The following is a 13,912-nucleotide window of genomic DNA, read 5'->3' on the forward strand; positions in this document are numbered from 1 at the left end:
TTCTTCTCAGGTGGCTTTCAGCATAGCGTTCACCTTCATTTCATTGCAACGAAAGCACGGGTGGCGTTGCGTTAAACCAGGAACCATTGCAACGAAATTGCTGCTTTCACCTGCACTTACGCGCTTCAATCGCAACGAGCACGTTGCCATAGCCGTGAACGCAACGTAGCGTTTCATTCATCAGAAACAACGAGCTCAAGGAGAGCACGATGCAGAAGTTCACCACCCCCGCCCCGATCTCCGCCGTCCTCGACATCCCCGCCGGACGCATCCAGTTCATCGCCGCCGACCGGGCCGACACCACCGTCGAGGTCCGGCCCGCGGTCAGCTCGAACGGCCGCGACGTGAAGGCGGCGGAGCAGATCAGCGTCGAGTACGGCGACGGCGTCCTGCGGATCGAGGCCGCACCGGCGAAGAACCGGATCCTCGGCAACTCCGGGTCCGTCGAGGTGACCGTCCAGTTGCCCGCCGGCTCCCGCGTCGAGGCGAAGGCGGCCAGCTCCGAGTTCCGGGGCGTCGGACGGCTCGGCGATGTCGCCTTCGAGGGCGCGCACGGCTCGGTCAAGCTCGACGAGACCGAGGGTGCCCGTCTCACCCTCCTCGCCGGCGACGTCTCGGTCGGCCGCCTGGGCGGACCCGCGGAGATCAGCACCCAGAAGGGCGACATCCGGGTCACCGAGGCCATGGGCGGCACGGTCGAGCTGCGCACCGAGCACGGCGAGATCTCGATCGGCGCCGGCCGCGGCGTCTCCGCCTCCCTGGACGCCGGCACCGGCTTCGGCCGGATCCACAACGCGCTCAAGAACACCGACGGCGCCGACGCGGCCCTGACCATCCACGCGACCACGTCCTACGGCGACATCAGCGCCCACAGCCTGTAAGAGGGGCGCCCCGCGGCGATCCCGTCTGTTCAGTCGAAATCCGTAACAGCTCTGAAGGAGCACACCACCATGTCCATCACTCTTACCGACCAGGACCGCCCGGAGCTGCAGAAGGCCATCGAGGAGATGGTCGAGTCCGGTTTCACCGGGGTGACGATGCGCGTGCACGACGAGCGGGGCGAGTGGGTCGGCAGCGCCGGGGTGCGCAAGCTGGGCGAGACCGCGAAGCCGACGACCAACGGGCACGTCCGGATAGGCAGCAACACCAAGACCTTCACCGCGACCGTGGTGCTGCAACTGGTGGCCGAGGGCACGGTCGGGCTGGACGCCCCGGTGGCCGACCATCTGCCCGAGTTCGGGCTGGACCCGAAGATCACGGTGCGGATGCTGTTACAGCACACCAGCGGGGTGTTCAACTTCACCGGCGAGTACTACGACGACGGGACGTTCGCGCCGGGGATCCCCGCCACGACCGCGGGCCGGGAGTGGGTGGACAACCGGTTCAAGACCTACCGGCCGGAAGAGCTGGTACGGCTGGCGTTGTCCAAGCCGGCGCGGCTTGAGCCGGGGACGGACTGGAGCTACTCCAACACCAACTACGTGCTGGCCAGGCTGCTGATCGAGAAGGTCACCGGCCGCTCGCTCGCCGAGGAGATGCAGCGGCTGATCCTGGGGCCGCTCGGGCTGTCGGACACCGTGGTGCCGGACACCAGCCCGGAGATCCCCGAGCCGCACACCCACGCCTACTACCGGTACGAGGACGTCGGCCGGCAGAAGACGGTCGACGTCACCCGCCAGAACCCTTCCTGGATCTCCACCGGCGGAGACATGATCTCGACCACCCAGGACCTCCGCACGTTCATCTCCGCGCTGATGCGCGGCAAGCTCCTGCCGGCACAGCTGCTGGCCGAGATGTGCAAGCCGCATCCCAAGGTCGGCTACGGGCTGGGGGTGTTCGTGCAGGACGCGGGCGAAAACGGCGGCACCGTCATCACCCACAACGGCGGCACGGCGGGCCACGGGGCGCTGATGTACAGCACGCCCGACGGCAGCAAGACCCTGACCGCCGCGCTGAACTATGTCGACGACGCCGCACTGTCCCTGGCCGAGGCGTTCCAGAAAGCGACGCAGAGGCTCGTCAAAGAGGTGTTCGGCGGCGGGCAGGCCGAGTCGGCTGACGCGGCAAAGCCGGCTCAGTAGACAGGGCCGAGCGGCGTGGACCCGCACGGGCCAAGCCAGCTTCTGTAGAGGAAAGCGTGGAAGAGCCGGTGAGGGCACCCCGTCCCCACGGAGCCCTCACCGGCCGGTTTCTCAGAACTGTCGGAGCGTCAGGCGCGTACCAGCTCCCGGTCCGTGTCCCCGCGGTCGGAGTCCGAGCGCAGGCCCTCGCCCTCGACGTCCACGTTGGGCAGCACCCGGTCCAGCCACTTGGGCAGCCACCAGGCCTTGCGGCCGAGGAGGGCCAGGACGGCCGGGACGATGGCCATGCGGACGATGAACGCGTCGAAGAAGACCGCGATCGCGAGGCCGAAGCCGATCATCTTGACCATCGACTCGGACGAGCCGATGAAGCCGGCGAAGACCGCCATCATGATGACCGCCGCGGCCGTCACCACCCGGGCGCCGTGCCGGAAGCCCGTCACGATCGCCTGGCCGGCCTTCTCGCCGTGGACGTAGGCCTCCCGCATCCGGGTCACCAGGAACACCTCGTAGTCCATGGCGAGGCCGAAGACCACACCGACCATGAAGATCGGCATCATCGACATGACCGGGCCCGTCTGCTCCACGCCCATCAGGTCCGACAGCCAGCCCCACTGGAAGACCGCGACCACCGCGCCGAGGGCGGCCATCACCGACAGCAGGAAGCCGAGGGCCGCCTTCAGCGGGACCAGGATCGAGCGGAAGACCACGATCAGGAGGAGGAAGGCCAGGCCGACCACCAGGACCAGGTAGGGGATCAGCGCGTCGTTGAGCTTCTCGCTGACGTCGATGTTCATCGCCGTGCTGCCGGTGACCAGGACGTTCGCGTCCGTGTCGGCCTTGATGCCCGTGCCCGCGTCCCGGATGCCGTGCACCAGGTTCTCCGTCGTCACGGAGGACGGCTGGGAGCCCGGGATCACGGTGATGGTGGCCGTGTCGCCGGCCTTGTTGGGCGCCGGCGGTGTCACCGTGACGACGTCCTCGAGGCCCTTGATCTCGTCACCGACGTCACCGAAGACCGCCTGCGGGTCGTCGCTGTCCTTGGCGTCGACGACGACCATCAGCGGGCCGTTGAAGCCCGGGCCGAAGCCCTCCGACAGCAGGTCGTAGGCGCGGCGCTGGGTGGTGGAGGTGGGCTGGGAGCCGTCGTCCGGCAGGCCCAGTTCCAGGCTCGACGCCGGGACGGCCGCCGCGCCGAGGCCGATGACACCGAGCAACAGGACCGCGATCGGGCGGCGGACGACGAAACTCGCCCAGCGCGTGCCCAGGTTGGGGCGCTCCGGCTTCTTCGACGCCCGGCCGAGCCGCTTGCCCTTCTCCCCCATCGGCTTCACCTTCCGGCCCGCGTACCCGAGCAGCGCCGGGATCATGGTCAGCGCGATCAGCACCGCGATGGCCACCGTGCCCGCCGCCGCGACGCCCATCTTCGTGAGCATCGGGATGTTGACGACCGACAGACCCACCAGCGCGATCACGACCGTCAGGCCCGCGAAGACCACCGCCGAACCCGCCGTGCCGGTGGCCCGGCCCGCCGCCTCCTCGCGGTCGCGGCCCTCGGCCAGTTCGGCGCGGTAGCGGGAGACGATGAACAGGGCGTAGTCGATGCCGACCGCGAGGCCGATCATCATCGCCAGGGTGGAGGTCGTGGAGCCCAGATCCAGGGCGCTGGCCAGGGCCGTGATCGTGGAGACGCCGATGCCCACGCCGATGAGCGCCGTCAGCAGCGGCAGTCCGGCCGCGACCAGTGAGCCGAAGGTGATGACGAGGACGACCGCGGCGACCGCGATGCCGATGATCTCGCTGCTGCCGGTGTGCGGAACGGTCTGGAGCGCGTCACCGCCGATCTCGACGGTCAGCCCGCTCTTGCGCGCGTCCTGCGCGCTGTCCTGAAGGGCGTCGCGGGAGGAGTCCTCCAGCTCCATGCCGGAGACCTTGTACGACACCTGCGCGTACGCGATCGTGCCGTCCTTGCTGACGGCCTTCGCCCGGTACGGGTCGGTGACGCGGGTGACCTCGGAGCCGTCGGCCAGTTCCTCGACGGTCTCCCGGACCGTCGCCTTGTTGCCGGGGTCGGTCATCTTCTCGCCGCTCGGCGCCTTGAAGACCACGCGTGCGGTGGCTCCGTCGGCGCTCACACCGGGGAAGCGCTGTTCCAGCAGGTCGAAGGCCTTCTGGGCCTCCGTGCCGGGGATGGAGAACGAGCTGTTGCCCGCGGCGGGGGCGCTGGCCGCGCCGACACCGGCGAGGGTCAGCAGGGCCACCCAGATCAGGGCGACGAAGTGCCGCCGCCGGAACGAGAGCCGGCCGAGTTTGTAGAGGAAAGTGGCCACGAGGGCGTACTCCCGGTCAGGTCGTGGGGTGTTTCAGGGCAGGGGTGATCAGCCCGACGACGTGAGCGGTGATCGCGTCAGGTACTGCGGTGGGGATTGCTCAGGGGTGGTTCAGGTGGTGGGGATGCCGAGGGCGGGGAGGACCACGGCGTCGATGTACGAGATGAGGAAGGCCTGCGTCGGCGGCTGGTCGTCGATCAGCGTGCGGGTGGCGAAGGCGCCCACCAGCATGTGCACGACGTAGTCCAGTGCCGGGCAGTCGGCGCGGATCTCGCCGCGGTCGACCGCCTTGCGCACCACCCGGTGGAACTCCTCCATCTCCGGCTCGATGAGCAGTTCTCTGAACGCCTGGAGAAGATCCGGGTTGGCGTGCACCGCCATGAACAGACCCCGCATCAGCGCGGCGTTCTGCTGCATGGTGCAGTCGTCCTCGCGTGAGGTGAGGGCGTGCAGGTCGCCGCGCAGGGAGCCGGTGTCGACGTCGGCGATGTTGCCCGGCTTGTTGTGCCGGACCGCCTTCGCCACCAGCTCCGGCTTGCCGCCCCACTGGCGGTAGAGCGTGGCCTTGCTGGACCGGGTGCGCGCTGCCACGGCGTCCATGGTGAGGGCGTCGTAGCCGACCTCCCGGAGCAGGTCGAGCACGGCCGCGTACAGCTCGGCCTCACGCTCGGGGGTGATCCGACTGCGACGCGCGGTGGCGACCTCAGCCATCTCTCTCACCTTCCTGCTCCGGACCGTGCCTTCGAACGACACGGTTTCGTACGCGACTTCGTACACGACGAATGTAGCGCAGCCTCTATAGAAACGAAACCGTTTCGTACGTGTGCTGCGTCACGGGGGCCCGTTTGTCATAACTTGCTGCGGTCCGCCCCCGGGCAAAGCATGGGGACGTGAGCTATCTGCGTCTGCCGCACCTCCATGACGACCTGCTGTGCTTCGTGGCCGAGGACGACCTCTGGCTCGCCCCGCTCGACGCCCCGGGCCGCGCCTGGCGGCTCACCGTCGACCGCACCAAGGTGGGCCACCCCCGCTTCTCGCCCGACGGCCGCCACCTCGCCTGCACGAGCTGGCGCACCCTGGCGCCCGAGGTCCATCTCGTCCCGGTGGACGGCGGCCCGGGCCGCCGGCTGACCCACTGGGGCAGCGCCGACACCCGGGTCTGCGGCTGGACCCCGGACGGCGAGATCCTGGCCGTGGCCTCGCACGGCGAGCCCTTCTCCTTCTTCACCTGGGGCTACAAGGTCCCCCTCGACGGCGCCCCGGGCCGCAAACTGCCCTGGGGGCCGGTCGCCGACCTCCAGGTCGCGGACCTGGACGGGGAGCGGAAGACCCTTCTCCTCACCGGCACCCCGCCGCACGAGCCGGCCTCCTGGAAGCGCTACCGGGGCGGGGCCATGGGCCGGCTGTGGCTGCACGGCGAACGGCTGCTCGAAGGCCTCGGCGGCCATCTGCACTCCCCCATGTTCGTCGGCGGCCGGATCGCCTTCCTCTCCGACCACGAGGGCGTCGGCAACCTCTACTCGTGCGCCTACGACGGCTCCGGCCTGCGCCGCCACACCGACCACGACGCCTTCTACGCCCGGCACGCCTCCAGTGACGGGACCCGGGTGGTGTACCAGTGCGCGGGCGACCTGTGGCTGGTCGACGACCTGTCGCCGGACTCCGAGCCGCGGCGGCTGGACGTACGGCTGAGCGGGCCGCGCGCGGGGCGGCGCCCGTACCAGGTGGCGGCGGCCCAGCACATCGACGGGATCTCGGTCGACGAGACCGGACGGGCCAGCGCGGTCGTCGTACGCGGCAGCCTGTACTGGCTCACCCACCGCGACGGTCCCGCCCGCACCCTCACCGACACCCCGGGCGTAAGGGTGCGGATGCCGGAGATGCTCGGCGCGAGCGGGCGGGTGGCGTATGTGACGGACGCGGAGGGCGAGGACGCGATCGAGATCGCCTCCCTGCCCCGGGCGTCCGGCGACCGCGGCCCGCGGCGGCTGGCCTCGGGCGCGCTGGGCCGGGTGCGCGAGCTGGTCTCCGACCCGGAGGGCGAGCGGCTCGCGGTCGCCTCGCACGACGGGCGGCTGCTGCTCGTGGACGTGACCGAGGACTCCGACGGTGCGGTCACCGAGCTGATCCGGTCGATCAACGGGCCCGTGCGGGACCTCGCGTTCTCCCCGGACGGGGCGTGGCTGACCTGGTCGCATCCGGGCATCGGGCGGACCCTGCGGCAGATCAAGATGGCCAGGATCAAGGGGGGTTCCGTCATCGACGTCACCAACGGCCGCTTCGAGGACGAGAACCCGGTGTTCACCCGCGACGGCCGCTACCTCGCCTTCCTGTCCTGGCGCGGCTTCGACCCCGTCTACGACGTGCACACCGGCGACCTGTCCTTCCCGCTGGGCTGCCGCCCGTACCTCGTGCCGCTGTCCTCCGCGACGCCCTCCCCGTTCGCGGTGAACCCGGAGGGCCGTCCGGCCGCCGGGGGTCTTGACCCGGTGGAGGACGACGAGAACGGGGACGGCGGGGCGGTGACCGTCGAGGCCGAGGGGCTGGAGAGCCGGGTCACGCCCTTCCCGGTGGCCGCCTCCAAGTACTCGGCGCTGCACCCGGTCGCGGGCGGCGGACTGGTGTGGCTGCGCTGGCCGATCTCGGGCGCGCTGGGCGAGACGTTCGCCAACCCGGACGACACCAGCGGCCGGCCGACCCTGGAGCACTTCGGCATCACCAAGGCCAAGAAGTCCGAACTGGTCGGGCATCTCGACTGGTTCGCGGTGAGCGGCGACGGCAGCCGGCTGGTCGTGGTCGACGAGGGCGAGCTGCGCGCGGTACCCGCCACCGAGTCGGGCGACGCCGACTCGACGGTGTGGATCGACGCGCGCCGCATCCTGCACGTGGTCGACCCGGCGGCGGAGTGGCGGCAGGCGTACGAGGAGGCCGGGCGGCTGATCCGGGCGTACTTCTGGGAACCGGGCATGTGCGGCATCGACTGGGCCGGGGTGCTGGACCAGTACCGTCCGCTGGTCGAACGGGTCGCCTCCCCGGACGAGTTCGCGGACCTGCTGCGCGAGGCGCTGGGCGAGCTGGGCACCTCCCACGCGTACGTCACCGCCGCCCGGCGCGACGAGGGCCCGCCCCACTACCAGCGCCGGCAGGGCCTGCTGGGCGCCAACTTCGTACGCCGGGACGGCGGCTGGACGGTCAAGCGGATCCTGGCCGGCGACTCCTCCGACTCCAAGGCCCGCTCCCCGCTGGCCGGCACGGGCATCCGGGAGGGCGCGGTCCTCACCCACGTCGACGGCCGCCCGGTGGATCCGGACGCGGGCCCCTATCCGCTGCTGGCGGGCGCGGGCGCCTCGACGGTGGAGCTGACCTTCACCCCGGCCGGGGACTCGGCGGAGGGCCTGGGCCCGCCCCGGCGGGTCGCCGTCGTCCCGCTGGTCGACGAGCGGCCGTTGCGCTACCAGGACTGGGTGGCCAAACGCCGGGCGGTGGTACGGGAGTTGAGCGGCGGGCGCTGCGGCTATCTGCACATCCCGGACATGGGCGGCTCGGGCTGGGCGCAGTTCAACCGCGATCTGCGCATGGAGGTGTCCCGGCCGGCGCTGATCGTGGATGTGCGCGGCAACGCCGGCGGCCACATCAGCGAGTTGGTCATCGAGACGCTGAGCCGCACGATCCTGGGCTGGGACCTGACCCGCGACGCCCAGCCCGTGTCGTACACCTCGAACGCGCCGAGGGGCCCGGTGGTGGCCCTGGCGGACGAGGCGACCTCCTCCGACGGCGACATGATCACCGCCGCCTTCAAACTGCTGAAGCTGGGCCCGGTGGTGGGGCAGCGCACCTGGGGCGGGGTCGTCGGCATGACCGGCCGCCACGAGCTGGGGGACGGCACGGTGATCACGGTGCCGATGAACGCGGCCTGGTTCGACGCGTACGGCTGGTCGGTGGAGAACAGGGGCGTCGCCCCCGACATCGACGTCCTGCGCACCCCGCTGGACTGGGCGGAGGGCCGCCACGCCCAGCTGACCGACGCGGTGGAGCTGGCCCTCGGGCTGCTGGAGAGCAACCCTCCGGCGGTGCCGCCGACGTACAGCGACGTACCGGACCGCTCCCGGCCGAAGCTGCCGCCGCGGACCTGAGGAAGACGGGGACGCGAGGAAGGGGTGCCCCGCGCGAGGCACCCCTTCCCTTCAGCACGCGTCGTCAGGCGTCGTAGTCCTGGTCGAAGCGGTCCTCCTGCTCGCGCTCCCGCTCGCGGTCACGCTGCGGGTTCTGCGGGTGCTGCGGGTTCTGCGGGTGCTGCGGCGAGTCCATGTCCTCGTCCCGCCGGCGACCGCGGCCCTGCATCTGCTCGCGGGCCTGGTCGGCCTTCTGACGGGCCTGGTTCTGCCACTGCTCGGACTTCTCCTGGAACTGGTCCTTCATACCCATGTGGGTTCACTCCCGTTGGGGGTGAGGGGATCTGGCCCGATCAGATTCACACGGGTCGTGACCCTGCGCATGTCGATCACTTACGGAGCGTAGTCCGCTGCTGCTCATCGGCCGCTCCACCTGCCCCGACGAGGCCCGTGCGCATGCCCGTGAGCCGGTCCGCGAACCGCCGCATCTCGCGCTGTCCCACCGTCCCGATGACTGCGGGCAGATGTCCGCGCACGCCCTGCATGCCGCGCAGCCACCACTGCCCGTACACATGGCTCGACCGGCTCTCTATCCCGGCCACGAGCCGGTCCACCGCCGGGCCCAGCGGATAGGTCTTGTTGGACGGCCAGGGCAGCCGCTGCCTCAACTCCCGCATGACGTCGTCCTGGTCGGCCCCGCGCACCATGTCGGTGTCGGTCCACGACAGATACCCGACGCCGACCTTCACGCCCCGGTGCCCGACCTCGGCACGCAGACTGTGCGCGTACGCCTCCACACCGGACTTGGACGCGCAGTACGCGGTCATCATCGGCGCCGGAGTGATCGCGGCGAGGGACGCGATCTGCAGCAGATACCCCCGGCTCTTGAGCAGCGACGGCAGGAAGGCGCGGCCGGTCACCGCCGAGCCGATCAGATTGACCTCGATCACCCGCCGCCAGGACTCCGGGTCGGAGTCGGCGAAGGGACCGCCGGTGGCGACACCGGCGTTGGCGACGACGATGTCGACCCTCCCGAAGCGCTCCTCGACCTCGCTCGCGACCCGGACCATCGCCTCGTGGTCGGTGACGTCGGCGTGCCAGTGGTCGCTGTCGCTGTGCAGCCGCCCGGAGACCTCCTTGAGCGCGTCCGGCTCCAGGCCGACCAGCGCCACCTTCACGCCGCGCGCGGAGAGCTTGCGGGCCAGCAGCTCCCCGACGCCACGCGCCGCCCCGGTCACCACGGCGACCTTCCCCTCGAGGCTCACCCTGCTCATGCGCTCTCCTCGGATACGACCTGGATGTGTGCGTGGACCAGTTCCCGGATCTTGCCGCCGACCAGCCCCGGCGCCTCGACCGGCGTCATGTGGCCGATGCCGGGCAGCTCGGTGAGCCCGGTGCACTGCGGCAGCGCGGCGGCCAGGGCCCGGGCCTGCACGGGCGGTGTCAGCCGGTCCGCCGTACCGACGACGACGGCCGTGGGCACGCGCAGCTCACGTACGCCGTGGTCGAGGTCCAGCAGGTCCAGCACCTGCGACCAGGAGTAACGGACCTTGCGGGGGCAGGCGTGCACGATCCGGGCACACGCCTCGACCATGTGCGGGGCCGAACCGGCGCCCATCGTCCCGTACTTGAGGATCCGGCGGGCCAGCGGTGTCACCGGGCCGAGCGGCGCCCGGGAGCCCAGGATCCGCCGCGTCAGCCAGGTCCGCGGCCGACCGGCCCGGATCGGTACGACGGTGGAGGCGGCGACCAGCTGTGAACTGCCCGTGCTGCACAGCAGGACAGCGGCCGCGTGCGCCCGGAAGCCGGCCCGCTCGGAGGCCGCCATCACGGTCATGCCGCCCATGGAGTGCCCGGCGATCACGGCCTGTTCCCCGGGCGCCAGGGTGGCTTCGAGTACGGCCTCCAGGTCGTCGGCGAGCGCCTCGGCGCTGCACGCGGGGCTCGCGGGGCTGCGCCCGTGGCCGCGCTGGTCGTAGGCGATGACCCGGTGGTCGGCGGCCAGTTCGCGGATCTGCGCCGCCCAGAAGGCGGTGGAGCAGGTCCAGCCGTGGGCCAGGACGACGGCCGGGGCGCCGTCGGGGCCGTGGATCTCGACGTGCAGCCGGGCGCCGTCGGCGGACACGGCGGTCAGCTCACGCGCGGGGGCGGGCGGGGCGTAGGGCCCGGAGTCGACGTGCAGGAGGCGGCTCACGCGTCCACCCCGGCCTTCTCGGCTTCCTTCCGCGCGGGAACGCGCAGGACGTCGTACTCCGCGAGATCCACCCGTCGTGTCGCCCGCCGGAACTCGCCGGTCGTGCCGGGCCAGATGGTGGTGTTGCGGCCGCTCGCGTCGAGGTACCAGCTGGTGCAGCCGCCGGTGTTCCACACCGTGCGCTTCATGCGCTCCTGCACCCGGTGGTTCCAGTCCCGTACGGCGCCCGGACGGGCGTCGAGGGCGACCCGGCCGCCGAGGACGTCGAGTTGGCGGACGAAGTCGGCCAGGTAGTTCAGCTGGGACTCGATCATGAGGATCATCGAGGAGTTCCCGAGGCCGGTGTTGGGCCCGATGATCGTCATCCAGTTGGGGAAGCCGGCGGCGGAAGCGCCGCGCAGGGCCTCCATGCCGCCCTTCCAGGTCTCCGCGAGGGTCCGTCCGTCGGCGCCCACGACCCGGTCCGCGATGGGCATGTCGGTGACGTGGAACCCGGTGCCGAAGACGATCGCGTCCGCCTCGGCCTCACTGCCGTCGGCGGCGACCAGGGTGGATCCGCGGACCTCGGCCAGGCCGCTCGCGACCACGTCCACGTTGGGCTGGGCGAGCGCCGGATAGTAGTCGCTGGACAGCAGGATCCGCTTGCAGCCGATGCGGTAGTCCGGGGTGAGCTTCGCCCGCAGGGCCGGGTCCTTGATGGAGCGGGCCATGTTGCGCCGGGCCATCTCCTCGACGAGGCCGAGCTGGCCCGGGTGCTTGGTGAACGCCTGCACCTGCACCTCCCGGATGCCCCACAGCAGTCCGCGCCGAAGCTGCGAGGTGAAGGGCAACTGCCGGTGCAGCCACCGCTCGGTGCCGCTGATGTTCCGGTCGACGCGGGGCATGACCCACGGCGGGGTCCGCTGGAACAGGGTCAGGCGCGAGACCTCTGGCTGGACGGCCGGCACGATCTGGGCGGCCGAGGCCCCGGTCCCCACCATCGCGACGCGCTTTCCGCGCAGGTCGTAGTCGTGGTCCCAGCGGGCCGAGTGGAAGACCTTGCCGGGAAAGGACTCCAGCCCCGGTATCTCCGGCACCTTCGGATCGGACAACGGCCCGGTCGCCGACACGACCATGTCCGCCGACAGATTCCCGCTGCTGGTCTCGATGTCCCAGCACAGCCGCTCGGCGTTCCAGCTCATCCGCTTCACCTCCGAGTCGAAGCGGATGTGCGGCCGCAGCCGGAACACGTCCGTGACGTGCTCCAGATAGGCGCGGATGTGCTCCTGCCCGGAAAAGGTGCGCGGCCATTCGGGGTTGGGCGCGAAGGAGAACGAGTACAGATGCGAGGGCACGTCACACCGGCACCCCGGGTAGCTGTTGTCCCGCCAGGTGCCGCCGACGCTGCTCGCCCGCTCCAGGACGACGAAGTCGGTGACGCCCTCGCGGCGCAGCCGCACGGCGGCCCCCAGCCCGCCGAACCCGGACCCGACCACCGCGACCCGTACATGCTCGCGTTCGTGTTCGCGCTCGCCCATGCCGACACCTCCACACACCACGAGAACCATGCCAGTGAACACTGGCGCAATGGGAGCGTAGGGCAGCGGCGTACTGATGGGTAGGGGGCAGAACGAGGAAGTTACCCGTGGTACGCCTTAAGGTGCCCAGGTGGCCGAGAAGCGTGAATACCGCATGGAAGAGCTGGCCCGCCTGGCCGGGATCACGGTGCGCACCCTGCGCTTCTACCGCGAACGCAAACTGATCCCGCCACCCCGCAGGGAAGGCCGTATCGCCTGGTACGACGACCACCACCTGGCCCGCCTGCGCACGATCACGGCCCTGCTGGAACGCGGCCACACCCTCAGCGGCATCGCGGAACTGGCGGAGGCCTTCGACAACGGCCGGGACGTCGGTGACCTGCTCGGCGTCGGGGGCGCCCCCACCGAGGAGGAGCCGGTCCACCTCACCCCCGAGGAACTCGCCGACCACTTCGCCGGCGAGACCACGCCCGAGAACCTCGCCGCCGCGATGGAACTCGGCTACCTCGGCACCGACGGCGACGAGATCGTCCACATCAGCCGCCGCCTCCTGGACGTCTCCTCGGCCCTGGTCCACGAGGGCATCCCCCTCGCCGACGTCCTCGACGCGGCCAAACAGGTCCGCACCCACGCCGACGCCCTGGCCGAACTCTTCACCGACCTGGTCCTGCGCCACGCCACCCCCCAGGACCTGCCCCGCCTGCGCCCCCTGGCACGGAGCGTGGTGGAGGCGGAACTGTCACTGGCGCTGGACCGCCGGATGCGCAGGCCCTGAGCCCTTACCTGTCCCTGTCGTACACGACGGTCACGGGCGCGTGATCGGACCACCGCTCCGCGTGCGTGGCGGCCCGCTCCACGAACCCCTTGACCGCCCGCCCGGCGAGCCCGGGCGTGGCGACGTGGTAGTCGATCCTCCAGCCGGTGTCGTTGTCGAACGCCCGTCCGCGGTACGACCACCACGAGTACGGCCCCTCGGTGTCCGGGTGCAAGGCCCGCACGACATCGACGTATCCCCCGTCCGCCTCCTGGAAGACCTGAGTGAGCCACTCCCGCTCCTCCGGCAGGAACCCGGAGTTCTTCCGGTTCCCGCGCCAGTTCTTGAGGTCGGCCTCCTGATGGGCGATGTTCCAGTCGCCGCAGACCAGGACCTCGCGCCCTTCCGCGGCGGCCCGCTCCCTGAGCCCCTTCAGATGGGTGAGGAACTCGCCCATGAAGCGCACCTTCTCGTCCTGCCGCTCGGTACCGACCTCACCCGAGGGCAGATAGAGGGAGGCGACGGTGACCCCCGGCAGGTCCGCCTCGACATACCGCCCGCTGCCGTCGAACTCCTCCGACCCGAACCCGATCCGGACCCGGTCGGGCTCGCGACGGCTGTACAGGGACACCCCGGCCCGCCCCTTGGCAGCGGCCGGCGCGTGCACCACATGCCACCCCTCGGGCGCCCTCACCTGCTCGGGCAACTGCCCCGGCTCGGCGCGCACCTCCTGCAGGCACAGCACATCGGCTTCGGTCTCCGCGAGCCACTCCACGAAGCCCTTCTTCGCGGCGGCACGCAGCCCGTTCACATTCACAGAGGTCACAGTGAGCACCCCGGCACGATACCGGCACACTGGACGAGGTCCAGTTCCGGATCGAACACACTCCCCCACGACACATGAGCTGACATACGGTACACAGC

At 70.8% G+C, this 13,912-nt stretch carries 11 protein-coding genes; 4 read left to right on the forward strand and 7 right to left on the reverse strand.

Annotated elements, in window-relative coordinates; translation table 11 throughout:
- The first annotated feature begins 209 nt into the window (after positions 1–209).
- Together OHU35_RS17645 and OHU35_RS17650 are read left to right on the forward strand one after the other, a co-directional pair.
- Positions 210–881 (forward strand): DUF4097 family beta strand repeat-containing protein, encoded by a 672-nt coding sequence (locus OHU35_RS17645; RefSeq protein WP_189726834.1) that lies wholly within the window; start codon positions 210–212, stop codon positions 879–881.
- A 69-nt stretch (positions 882–950) separates the two neighbouring features.
- Positions 951–2,081: a serine hydrolase domain-containing protein gene (locus OHU35_RS17650; protein WP_405505912.1), complete on the forward strand. Its 1,131-nt coding sequence runs from the start codon at positions 951–953 to the stop codon at positions 2,079–2,081.
- 128 nt (positions 2,082–2,209) lie between these two features.
- On the opposite strand, the gene OHU35_RS17655 is transcribed toward OHU35_RS17650, so the two are convergent.
- Positions 2,210–4,411 (reverse strand): MMPL family transporter, encoded by a 2,202-nt coding sequence (locus OHU35_RS17655; RefSeq protein ID WP_405505914.1) that lies wholly within the window; start codon positions 4,409–4,411, stop codon positions 2,210–2,212.
- A gap of 111 nt (positions 4,412–4,522) precedes the next feature.
- Positions 4,523–5,122: a TetR/AcrR family transcriptional regulator gene (locus OHU35_RS17660; RefSeq protein ID WP_189726837.1), complete on the reverse strand. Its 600-nt coding sequence runs from the start codon at positions 5,120–5,122 to the stop codon at positions 4,523–4,525.
- Between the two features lie 179 nt (positions 5,123–5,301).
- Between OHU35_RS17660 and OHU35_RS17665 the strand changes: the two genes are divergently transcribed.
- A complete protein-coding gene (locus OHU35_RS17665; protein WP_189726838.1) occupies positions 5,302–8,544 on the forward strand; it encodes a S41 family peptidase in 3,243 nt (1,080 codons plus the stop codon).
- 64 nt (positions 8,545–8,608) lie between these two features.
- On the opposite strand, the gene OHU35_RS17670 is transcribed toward OHU35_RS17665, so the two are convergent.
- The 4 genes from OHU35_RS17670 to OHU35_RS17685 all read right to left on the reverse strand — a co-directional run bounded on the left by OHU35_RS17670 (position 8,609) and on the right by OHU35_RS17685 (position 12,234).
- Complete coding sequence (locus OHU35_RS17670) at positions 8,609–8,836, reverse strand: hypothetical protein (protein ID WP_189726839.1); 228 nt, start codon at positions 8,834–8,836, stop codon at positions 8,609–8,611.
- 76 nt (positions 8,837–8,912) lie between these two features.
- Positions 8,913–9,797, reverse strand: coding sequence for an SDR family oxidoreductase (locus OHU35_RS17675; RefSeq protein WP_359893660.1), 885 nt, complete (start codon positions 9,795–9,797; stop codon positions 8,913–8,915).
- A complete protein-coding gene (locus OHU35_RS17680; RefSeq protein ID WP_405505915.1) occupies positions 9,794–10,717 on the reverse strand; it encodes an alpha/beta fold hydrolase in 924 nt (307 codons plus the stop codon). The genes OHU35_RS17675 and OHU35_RS17680 overlap by 4 nt, the downstream gene beginning before the upstream one ends.
- Positions 10,714–12,234: an NAD(P)/FAD-dependent oxidoreductase gene (locus OHU35_RS17685; RefSeq protein WP_189726842.1), complete on the reverse strand. Its 1,521-nt coding sequence runs from the start codon at positions 12,232–12,234 to the stop codon at positions 10,714–10,716. Before OHU35_RS17685 ends, OHU35_RS17680 begins: the two co-directional genes overlap by 4 nt.
- Before the next feature lie 130 nt (positions 12,235–12,364).
- Between OHU35_RS17685 and OHU35_RS17690 the strand changes: the two genes are divergently transcribed.
- Positions 12,365–13,009 carry a MerR family transcriptional regulator gene (locus OHU35_RS17690; protein ID WP_189726843.1) on the forward strand — a complete coding sequence of 215 codons (645 nt, stop codon included), beginning with the start codon at positions 12,365–12,367 and terminating at the stop codon, positions 13,007–13,009.
- A 4-nt stretch (positions 13,010–13,013) separates the two neighbouring features.
- On the opposite strand, the gene OHU35_RS17695 is transcribed toward OHU35_RS17690, so the two are convergent.
- Positions 13,014–13,823 carry an exodeoxyribonuclease III gene (locus OHU35_RS17695; RefSeq protein WP_189726844.1) on the reverse strand — a complete coding sequence of 270 codons (810 nt, stop codon included), beginning with the start codon at positions 13,821–13,823 and terminating at the stop codon, positions 13,014–13,016.
- Positions 13,824–13,912: the final 89 nt, after the last annotated feature.

Source organism: Streptomyces purpurascens (assembly GCF_045040895.1).
Taxonomy (GTDB): Bacteria; Actinomycetota; Actinomycetes; order Streptomycetales; family Streptomycetaceae; genus Streptomyces; species Streptomyces purpurascens.

Coding starts and splice junctions, on each gene's coding strand:
- OHU35_RS17645 (WP_189726834.1), top strand. CDS start 210: ATGCAGAAGTTCACCACCCCCGCCCCGATCTCCGCCGTCCTCGACATC.
- OHU35_RS17650 (WP_405505912.1), top strand. CDS start 951: ATGTCCATCACTCTTACCGACCAGGACCGCCCGGAGCTGCAGAAGGCC.
- OHU35_RS17660 (WP_189726837.1), bottom strand. CDS start 5,122: ATGGCTGAGGTCGCCACCGCGCGTCGCAGTCGGATCACCCCCGAGCGT.
- OHU35_RS17670 (WP_189726839.1), bottom strand. CDS start 8,836: ATGGGTATGAAGGACCAGTTCCAGGAGAAGTCCGAGCAGTGGCAGAAC.
- OHU35_RS17675 (WP_359893660.1), bottom strand. CDS start 9,797: ATGAGCAGGGTGAGCCTCGAGGGGAAGGTCGCCGTGGTGACCGGGGCG.
- OHU35_RS17685 (WP_189726842.1), bottom strand. CDS start 12,234: ATGGGCGAGCGCGAACACGAACGCGAGCATGTACGGGTCGCGGTGGTC.